Origin of the sequence: Streptomyces sp. NPDC093801 (assembly GCF_040701585.1) — a bacterium.
In the GTDB taxonomy this organism is placed as follows: domain Bacteria; phylum Actinomycetota; class Actinomycetes; order Streptomycetales; family Streptomycetaceae; genus Streptomyces.
Genome location: NZ_JBFBDP010000079.1, coordinates 1 through 10,480, shown reverse-complemented (window position 1 = coordinate 10,480; position 10,480 = coordinate 1). Strand labels below are relative to the sequence as shown.

The 10,480-nt window shown below is 76.8% G+C and carries 2 protein-coding genes; both read left to right on the top strand.

Annotated features, from left to right (window positions below; translation table 11 throughout):
* The coding region (locus AB0469_RS40580; RefSeq protein WP_366456636.1) for an SDR family NAD(P)-dependent oxidoreductase at nucleotides 1–8,871 on the top strand (8,871 nt) is incomplete at its 5' end.
* A 32-nt stretch (nucleotides 8,872–8,903) separates the two neighbouring features.
* Nucleotides 8,904–10,480 (top strand): beta-ketoacyl synthase N-terminal-like domain-containing protein (locus AB0469_RS40575; RefSeq protein ID WP_366456635.1); only part of this gene is annotated, 1,577 nt, incomplete at its 3' end.

The window sequence follows — 10,480 nt, the reverse complement described above, 5'->3', positions numbered from 1 at the left end:
TCGCACTCGGCGCACGTGGAGCGCATCGAAGCCGAGCTGCTCGACGTGCTCGGCCCGATCGTTCCGCGCCGGCCCGAGGTCCCCTTCTACTCCACGGTCACCGCTGAGCTGGTCGACACGGCCGCGCTCGACGCCGCGTACTGGTACCGCAACCTGCGCCGGCCCGTCCGCTTCGAGGAGACGGTGGAGGCGCTCCTCGCCAAGGGCTTCGGGACGTTCGTGGAGTCCAGCGCCCACCCCGTCCTCACCATCGGCGTCCAGGAGACCGCAGAGGCCCTCGGCACCCCCGTCCTCACCACCGGCTCCCTGCGCCGAGAGGAGGGCGGCCTCCAGCGCCTCCTCACCTCCGCCGCCGAGCTGTTCGTGCGCGGGACCGGCATCGACTGGGCTGCCCTCTTCGAGGGGACCGGCGCACACCGCGTCGACCTGCCGACGTACGCCTTCCAGCGCGAGCACCACTGGCTGCCCGCCGCCCCCGCCGCCCCTCCCGCCACGACGCCCGCCACCGGCGGACCGGAAGCGGGCCTCGGCTACCGGGTCGGCTGGAAGAACCTGCGCGCCGACGACCCGGCCGACCGGCTCTCCGGCCGCTGGCTGCTCGTCGCCGCCGACTCCCCCTCCGGCTCCGCCCACGCGGAATCCGCCCGGCAGGCCCTCGCCGGCCGGGGCGCCACCGTCGAGGCCCTCGCCGTCGACCCCGTCCACGCCGACCGGTCCCTCCTGCGGGCCCTCCTCGCCGAAGCCGCCGGCCGGCCCGAGGCCCTGCCGCTCGGCGGGATCCTGTCCCTGCTGCCCCTCGCCGAGGGCGAGCACCCCGACCACCCCGGCCTGCCGCTCGGCCTCGCCGCCACCCTGACCCTCACCCAGGCCTGCGCCGACGCCGGCACCGGAGCCCGCCTCTGGGCCGTCACCGCCGGGGCCGTCGCCGTCTCGCCCGCCGAGTCCCCGTCGCCCGAGGCCGCCCAGACCTGGGGCTTCGGCCGGGTCGCCGCCCTCGAACTGCCCTCCCTGTGGGGCGGTCTCGTCGACCTGCCCGCGCAGCCCGACGCCCGTTCCTTCCGGCGCCTGGCCGCCGCCCTCGCCGCGCCCGCTGCCGAGGACCAGGTCGCCGTCCGGGGCTCCGGCACCTACGGCCGCCGCCTCGTCCCGGCCGCCGCCGGTGCGACCGGCTCCCGTACGCCCGCCCCGCGCGGCACCGTCCTGCTCGTCGGCGACCTCGCCACCGCGGCCGGCCCGCTGGCCCGCCGGCTGCTCACCGCCGGCGCGGACCGCGTGGTCCTCGCCGGGGCGGCCGAGGCCGCCGGCCCCGAGGCCCCGGGCACCGGCCCCGACGACCGGATCACCGTCGTCCCCTGCGACCCCGCCGACGACGGCCGGCTCCGCGAGCTCCTCGACCGGTACGCGCCGTCCGCCGTCTACGTCGCCCCGCCCACCGCCCCCCTGACCACCCTCGCCGAGACCACGATCGAGGGCTTCACGGCGGCCGTCACCGCCAAGACCGGACCGGCCGCGCGCCTGCACGCCCTCCTCGGGGACACCGGCACGGAACTCGACGCCCTCGTCCTGTTCTCCTCCGTCGCCGGCGTGTGGGGCGGTGCCGGCCAGGGCGGATACGCCGCCGGCACCGCCTACCTCGACGCCCTCGCCGAAGCCCGCCGGGGCCTCGGGCTGCCCGCCGCCTCCATCGCCTGGACCCCCTGGGAGGGCTCCCTCACCGGCCCCGCCGCCGAGCAGATGCTCCGCGCGGGCCTGCGGTTCCTGGACCCCGAGCGGGCCCTCGACGCCCTCGACGCGGCGCTCGTCGGCCGGGAGACCGCCGTCGCCGTCGCCGACGTCGACTGGGCGCGGTTCTCCGCCGCCTACACCGCCGCACGCCCCTCCGCGCTGCTCGACGAACTGCCCGCCGTACGCGCCCTGCGCGCCGCCGAGAAGGCCGCCGCCGACGCCGCCGGAGCCGCCGCGGGAGCGTCCGCGACCCGGATCGCGGGCGCCCTGCGCGGCCGGCCGGAGCAGGAGCAGCGGCGCGAGCTGCTGCGGCTCGTCCGCACCCAGGTGGCGGCCGTCCTCGGCCACGCCTCACCCGGGGGCATCGACCCCGAGCGGGCGTTCAGGGAACTCGGCCTGAACTCGGTGACCGCCGTCGAGCTGCGCAACCGGCTCCGCGAGGCCACCGGACTGGACCTGGCGGCGTCCCTCGTCTTCGACCACCCCACCAGCGCGGCCGTCGCCCGCCACCTCCACGAGCTGGCCTCCGGCACCGGAGCCGACGGGGAGCCGGACGCGCCGTTCGCCACCGTCCCCGCCGGCGGGGACGCCGAGCCCGTCGCCGTCGTCGCCATGGCCTGCCGCTTCCCCGGCGGCATCAACACCCCCGACGAGCTGTGGCAGCTGCTGCGCGGCGGCGGCGACGCCATCAGCACCTTCCCGACCAACCGCGGCTGGGACCTCGACGGCCTCTACGACCCCGACCCCGAGGCGAAGGGCCGCACGTACGTCCGCGAGGGCGGGTTCCTGCACGAGGCCCCCGACTTCGACCCCGAGTTCTTCGGGATCTCCCCGCGCGAGGCCCTCGCCATGGACCCGCAGCAGCGGCTCCTGCTGGAGACCTCCTGGGAGGCCCTGGAACGCGCCGGCCTCGACCCGGCCGCCCTGCGCGGCAGCCGCACCGGCGTCTTCGTCGGCACCAACGGCCAGCACTACATGCCGCTGCTGCAGAACGGCGACGAGGACTTCGACGGCTACCTCGGCACCGGCAACTCCGCCAGCGTGATGTCCGGCCGGCTCTCCTACGTCTTCGGCCTCGAAGGCCCGGCCGTCACCGTCGACACCGCCTGCTCGGCGTCCCTGGTCGCCCTGCACCTGGCCGTGCAGTCGCTGCGCCGCGGCGAGTGCGGGATGGCCCTCGTCGGCGGCGCCACCGTCATGTCCACCCCGGAGATGCTCGTCGAGTTCTCCCGCCAGCGCGTCATGTCCCCCACCGGACGCACCCGGGCCTTCGCGGCCGGCGCCGACGGCGTGGCCCTCGGCGAGGGCGCCGGCATGCTGCTCGTCGAGCGGCTCTCCGACGCCGAACGCCACGGCCACCCCGTCCTCGCCGTGATCCGCGGCTCCGCCGTCAACCAGGACGGCGCCAGCAACGGCCTCACCGCCCCCAGCGGCCCCTCCCAGCAGCGGGTCATCCGCCAGGCCCTCGCCGACGCCGGCCTCGAGCCGCAGGACGTCGACGCCGTCGAGGCGCACGGCACCGGCACCGCACTCGGCGACCCCATCGAGGCCCAGGCCGTCCTCGCCACCTACGGCCGGGACCGCGACCCCGCGCGGCCGCTGCGCCTGGGTTCCGTGAAGTCCAACATCGGCCACACCCAGGCCGCCGCCGGCGTCGCCGGCGTCATCAAGATGGTCCTCGCCCTGCGCGGCGGGACCCTGCCCCGCACCCTGCACGTCGACGCGCCCACCCCGCGCGTCGACTGGAGCTCCGGAGCCGTCTCCCTCCTCACCGAGGACCTGGACTGGCAGGGGGACGGCACCCCGCGCCGGGCCGCCGTCTCCGCCTTCGGCATCAGCGGCACCAACGCCCACGTCATCCTCGAAGAGGCGCCCCGCCCCGACGTACCGGCCCCCGCCGCCGCACCGGAGGGCGACCCGGACGAGTGGGCGGAGGTCACCGTCCCGCTGCTGCTGTCCGCCCGCTCCGAGACCGCCCTGCGCGCCCAGGCGGCCCGGCTCCGCGCCGGACTCGTCGAACACCCCGGCACGCACCCGGCCGACGCCGGGTACACCCTGCTGACGGCCCGCTCCCGCTTCGAACGGCGCGCCGCCGTCATCGGCGAGAGCCGCGAGGAGATCCTCGACGCCCTCAACGCCCTCGCGCAGGACCGGCCGCACCTCGCCGTGCTCCGCGGCTCCGCCGGACCCGGCGACCGCATCGCGTTCGTCTTCCCCGGCCAGGGCTCCCAGTGGCCCGCCATGGCCGAGGGCCTCCTGGACCGCTCCGCCGCCTTCCGGGAGACCGCCGCCGCCTGCGACGAGGCCCTGCGCCCCTACCTGGACTGGTCCGTCATGGACGTCCTGCGCCAGGTACCCGGCGCGCCCTCGCTCGCCCGCGTCGACGTCGTCCAGCCCGTCCTGTTCACCATGATGGTGTCGCTCGCCGCCACCTGGCGCTCCCTCGGCGTCCACCCGTCGGCCGTCGTCGGCCACTCCCAGGGCGAGATCGCCGCCGCCTACGTCTGCGGCGGCCTCTCCCTCGACGACGCCGCCCGCATCGTCGCCCTGCGCAGCCGGGCCTGGCTCACCCTCGCCGGCAAGGGCGGCATGATCGCCGCATCGCTGGCCCCCGCCGAACTGCGCTCCCGCCTGGAGCGGTTCGGCGACCGGCTGTCCGTCGCCGCCGTCAACAGCCCCGGCACCGCCGCCGTCGCCGGCGAGCCGGCCGCCCTGCGCGAACTCCTCGACGAGCTCACGGCCGAAGGCGTCCACGCCCGGGCCATCCCCGGCGTCGACACCGCCGGGCACTCCGCCCAGGTCGACGCCCTCAAGGAACACCTCCTGGAGGTCCTCGACCCGGTCGCCCCGCGCACCGGCGACATCCCCTTCTACTCCACCGTCACCGGCGGACTCCTCGACACCGCCGCCCTGGACCGCGACTACTGGTACCGCAACATGCGCGAACCCGTCGAGTTCGAGCGGGCCACCCGCGCGCTGATCGCCGACGGCCACGAGGTCTTCCTCGAACCCAGCCCCCACCCGATGCTCTCCGCCTCCCTCCAGGAGACCGTCGCGGACGCGGGCGCCCGGGCCGCCGTCCTCGGCACCCTGCGCCGGGAGAAGGGCGGCGCCCGCTGGTTCGCCGCGGCCCTCGGCATGGCCCACGTCAGCGGCGTCGAGATCGACGCCGACGCCCTCTTCGGCGAGGACTCGCGCCGCGTCGACCTGCCGACGTACCCCTTCCAGCGGGAACGCTACTGGTACAACGCGCCCGCCCGGCGCGGCGACGCCGCCTCCATCGGCCTCCACGAGGCCGGGCACCCGCTGCTCGGCGGCGGCGTCGAACTCCCCGAGTCCGGGTCCGTCGTCTACACCGCCCGCGTCGGCGCCGACACCCACCCCTGGCTCGCCGACCACGCCCTGCTGGGCACCGTCCTGCTGCCCGGCGCCGCCCTCGTCGACCTGGCCCTGTGGGCCGGCCGGCAGACCGGCTGCGGCCGCCTCGACGAACTGATCCTCCAGGCGCCCGTCGTCCTGCCCGACGACGGCGCCGTCGAACTCCGCGTCCAGGTCTCCGCCGCAGGCGCCGACGGCCGGCGCACCCTCAGCGTCCACTCCCGCGAGGCCGGCGCCGCCCCCGGCTCCCCCTGGCAGCGGCACGCCGAAGCCACCCTCGCCCCCGACGCCGACACCCCGCCCGCCCCGCTGCCCCGGCCCTGGCCGGCCGCCGCCGCCCGGCCCGCCGGACGCCCCGGCCCCGACGCGTTCTACGAGGAGTTCACCGCCCGCGGCTACGACTACGGGCCGCACTTCCGCGGCTTCCACGACGGCTGGCGCGAGGACACCGCCGTCCACGCCGAGATCGCCCTCCCGCCCCGCACCCGCGAGGCCTCCGCCGGCTACGGCATCCACCCCGCCCTCCTCGACTCCGCCCTCCAGGCCATGAGCCTGGGCGCCTTCTTCCCCGACGACGGCAAGGCCCGCATGCCCTTCGCCGTCCGCGGCGTACGCCTGCACGCCGAAGGAGCCGACCGGCTGCGGGTGACCATCACCCCCGCCGGCGAGGAAGCCGTCACCCTGCGCGCCACCGACGCCACCGGCCGGCCCGTCCTCGACGTCGACGAACTCCTCGTCCGCACCGTCTCCGACGAGCAGCTCGCCGCCGCGTCCGGCACCGCGGGCGGCCGCCACGGCGGCTCCCTGTACGAGGTCACCTGGCCGAAGCAGCACACCCCCGCAGCCCCGCTGCCGGTGCGGACCGCCGTCGTCGGCGAGGACCACGCCAAGGTCCTCGCCGCCCTGGAGACCGCCGGCGCCCCCGCCGACTGGTACCCCGACCTGCCCGCGCTCCTCGCGGCCACCGCCGACGGAGCCGCCCCCGACACCGTCGCCGTGTCCTTCCCGCACCACCCCCGCCCCGACGCCGCGACCGCCCACGCCACCGCCCACCGGGCCCTCGACCTCGCCCGGGCCTGGCTCGACGCCGGCGACCGGCTCGCCGGCACCACCCTCACCCTGATCACCCGCGGCGCCGTCGCCACCACCCCCGACGAACACGTCACCGACCCCGCCACCGCCACCGTCTGGGGCCTCGTCCGCTCCGCCCAGTCCGAGGAACCGGGCCGCTTCACCCTCCTCGACCTCGACCCGGCCGGCGACCCGGACACCGCCGGCGCCGCCGCCCTCGCCGCCGCCCTCGCCTCCGGCGAACCCCAGCTGGCCGTCCGCGGCGCCACCGTCCGGGCCCCCCGCCTGGCCCGCTCCGGCGACCACCCCGGCGACCTCCTGGTCCCGCCCGCCGGCACCGCCGCCTGGCGGCTCGCCACCAGCGGCACCGGCACCCTGGAGGGCCTGCGCCTCGCCCCCGCCCCCGACACCCTGGCACCCCTGGAGGAGGGCCAGGTCCGCATCGCCGTACGCGCCGCCGGCATCAACTTCCGCGACACCCTCATCGCCCTCGGCATGTACCCCGGCGACCCCGTCATGGGCGCCGAGGGCGCGGGCGTCGTCGCCGAGGTCGGCCCCGGCGTCACCACCGTCGCCCCCGGCGACCGGGTCCTCGGCATGTGGACCGGCGGCTTCGGCCCCTACGCCGTCGCCGACCACCGCATGCTCGCCCCCGTCCCGGCCGGCTGGACCTTCGCCCAGGCCGCCTCCGTACCGGCCGTGTTCCTCACCGCCCACTACGCCCTCACCCGCCTGGCCGGGGCCACCCCCGGCCAGTCCCTCCTCGTCCACGCGGCCGCCGGCGGCGTCGGCATGGCCGCCCTCCAACTGGCCCGCCACCACGGCCTCACCGTCTACGCCACCGCCAGCACCGGCAAGTGGGACACCCTGCGCGCCCGCGGCCTCACCGACGACGCCCTCTCCGACTCCCGCACCACCGGATTCGCCGACGCGTTCCTCACCGCCACCGGCGGCCGGGGCGTGGACATCGTCCTCAACTCCCTCGCCGGGGAGTTCGTCGACGCCTCCCTGCGCCTCCTGCCCCGCGGCGGCCACTTCCTGGAACTCGGCAAGGCCGACGTCCGCGACCCCGACGCCATCGCCGCAGCCCACCCCGGCACCCGCTACCGGGCGTTCGACCTGGTCCAGGCCGGCCCCGACACCGTCGGCGAGATGCTCCGCGAACTCCTCGCCCTCTTCGAGGCGGGCGTGCTGGAGCCGCTGCCGCTCACCGTCCACGAGGTCCGCCACGCCCGCGAGGCGTTCCGCACCCTCAGCCAGGCCCGGCACACCGGCAAGCTCGTCCTCACCCTGCCCCCCGCCTTCGGCCCCCACGGCACCGTCCTCGTCACCGGCGGCACCGGCACCCTCGGCAGCGCCGTCGCCCGCCACCTCGTCACCGCACACGGCGTCCGCCACCTCGTCCTCGCCGGCCGCCAGGGCCCCGATGCCGAAGGCGCCCCCGAACTCGCCGCCGAACTCGGCGCGCTCGGCGCCCGCGTCACCCTCGCCGCCTGCGACGCCGGCGACCGCGAACAGCTCGCCGCGCTCCTCGCCGCGATCCCCGACGACGCCCCCCTCGCCGGCGTCGTCCACACCGCCGGCGTCCTCGCCGACGGCACCCTGTCCACCCTCACCCCCGAGGCCCTGGACACCGTCCTGCACCCCAAGGTCGACGCCGTCCTCAACCTGCACGAACTGACCCGCGACCACGACCTGTCCGCGTTCGTCCTCTACTCCTCCTCGTCCGCCCTGTTCGGCAGCCCCGGCCAGGGCGGCTACGCGGCCGCCAACGCCTTCCTCGACGCCTTCGCCGGCTACCGCCGCTCCCTCGGGCTGCCCGGCGTCTCCCTCGCCTGGGGCCTCTGGGCGACCGACAGCCGCATGGCCGGCCACCTCGACCAGAGCGGCATGCACCGCCGCCTCGCCCGGGGCGGGATCATGCCCCTCACCGACACCGAGGGCCTCGCCCTCTTCGACGCCGCCCTGGCCGTCGACAGCCCCCTCCAGGTCCCCATCCGCCTCAACCCGGCGGCCCTGCGCGCCGCGGGCCCCGTCCCCGCCTTCCTCGGCGACCTCGTCGGCGGCGGCCGGGAGACCACCGCCACCCCGCAGCACACCGGCCCCGCCGAAACCCTCGCCGACCGGATCGCCGGCCTGCCCGCCGACGAACGGGAGGACCTGCTCCTCGACGCCGTACGGGCCCACGCCGCGGCCGTGCTCGGCCACGGCGGAGCGGAGGACGTCCTCACCGACCGGGCCTTCAAGGAACTCGGCTTCGACTCCCTGACCGCCGTCGAGATGCGCAACCGGCTGGCCGCCGCCACCGGACTGCGCCTGGCCGCCACCCTGGTCTTCGACCACCCCACCCCGGCCGCCCTCGCCGCCCACCTGAGCGGCGCCCTGGCCCCCGCCGGCGACCCCGCCGACGATCCGGCCGCAGCCGGCACCGACGCCCGCGCGGCCTCCGTCCTCGCCGAACTCGACCGGCTGGAATCCCTCTTCGGAGCCCTCTCCGGCAGGACCGCGGAGGGCGGGGGACCCGACGAGACGGCGCACAAGGAGATCGCCGGCCGCCTCGCGGCCCTCACCGGCCTGTGGAACGGCCTCGGCGGCACACCGTCCACCGGCGACGACCCGGCGGCCGGCTCCGTGGCCGAAGCCATCGAGGACGCCGACGACGACGAGATCTTCGCATTCATCGACGAGCGGTTCTGAACCGCCGCACAGCACGTGACGGGTGACGAGACATGGCGAACGAAGAGAAGCTCCGCACCTACCTGAAGCGGGCCACCACCGAACTGCACCGCACCGGCGAACGCCTCAAGGAACTGGAGGGACGCGCCCACGAGCCGATCGCGATCGTCGGCATGGCCTGCCGCTTCCCGGGCGGGGCCGACACCCCCGAGGACCTGTGGGAGCTGGTGTCCACCGGAACCGACGCCGTCTCGCCGTTCCCCGCCGACCGCGGCTGGGACGTCGAGGGCCTCTACGACCCCGACCCGGACGCGGCCGGCCGTTCGTACTGCCGCGAAGGCGGCTTCCTGAACGCCGCCGGAGCCTTCGACCCGGGCTTCTTCGGGATCTCCCCCCGCGAAGCCGTCGCCATGGACCCCCAGCAGCGGCTGCTGCTGGAAACCTCCTGGGAGGCCCTGGAACGGGCCGGCATCGACCCCCGCTCCCTGCACGGCAGCCGCACCGGCGTCTTCGTCGGCGCCTGGGACGGCGGCTACACCAGCGGGGTCCGCGCACCCTCCGCCCAGCTCGAGGGCGACCTCCTCACCGGCAGCGTCGTCAGCTTCACCTCGGGCCGCATCTCCTACACCCTCGGCCTGGAGGGCCCCGCCGTCACCGTCGACACCGCGTGCTCGTCCTCCCTGGTCGCCCTCCACCAGGCCGCCCAGTCCCTGCGCCGCGGCGAATGCGACCTCGCTCTGGCCGGCGGCGTCACCGTCATGTCCACCCCCGCCGTGTTCGTCCAGTTCTCCCGCCAGCGCGGAGTCGCCGCCGACGGCCGCTGCAAGGCCTTCGCCGACACCGCCGACGGGTTCGGCCCCGGCGAAGGCGCCGGGATCCTCCTCGTCGAACGCCTCTCCGACGCCGTACGCAAGGGGCACCGGGTCCTGGCCGTCCTGCGCGGCTCGGCCGTCAACCAGGACGGCGCCAGCAACGGCCTCACCGCCCCCAGCGGCGCGGCCCAGCAGCGCGTCATCCGCCAGGCCCTCGCCGACGCCCAGGTCACCGCCGCCGACGTGGACGCGGTCGAGGCGCACGGGACGGGCACGAAGCTGGGCGACCCGATCGAGGTCCAGGCCCTCATGGACACCTACGGCAGCGCCCGCACGGCCGGACGGCCGCTGTGGCTCGGCTCGCTCAAGTCCAACATCGGGCACGCGCAGGCGGCCGCCGGGGTAGCCGGCGTCATCAAGATGGTCAAGGCGCTGGAGCACGGCCGGCTTCCCAAGACGCTGCACGTGGACGCGCCCTCGTCCCAGGTGGACTGGTCGGCGGGTGCGGTCGGGCTGCTGACGGAGGCGCGGGACTGGCCCGCGCTCGACCGTCCGCGGCGTGCGGGCGTGTCCTCGTTCGGGGTGTCCGGGACGAACGCGCACGTGATCCTGGAGCAGGCCCCGGAGCAGGCCGAGGCCCCGGCCGAGGCGGTGCGCGAGCTGCCGGTGGTGCCGCTGGTGGTGTCGGGCCGCTCGGCCGCAGGCCTGCGCGCCCAGCTGACCCGGCTCCCCGAGGACGTCCGGTCGCTGGACCTCGGGTACTCCCTCGTCACGACGCGGTCGGTGTTCGAGCACCGGCGGGTCGCGGTGGGTTCGGC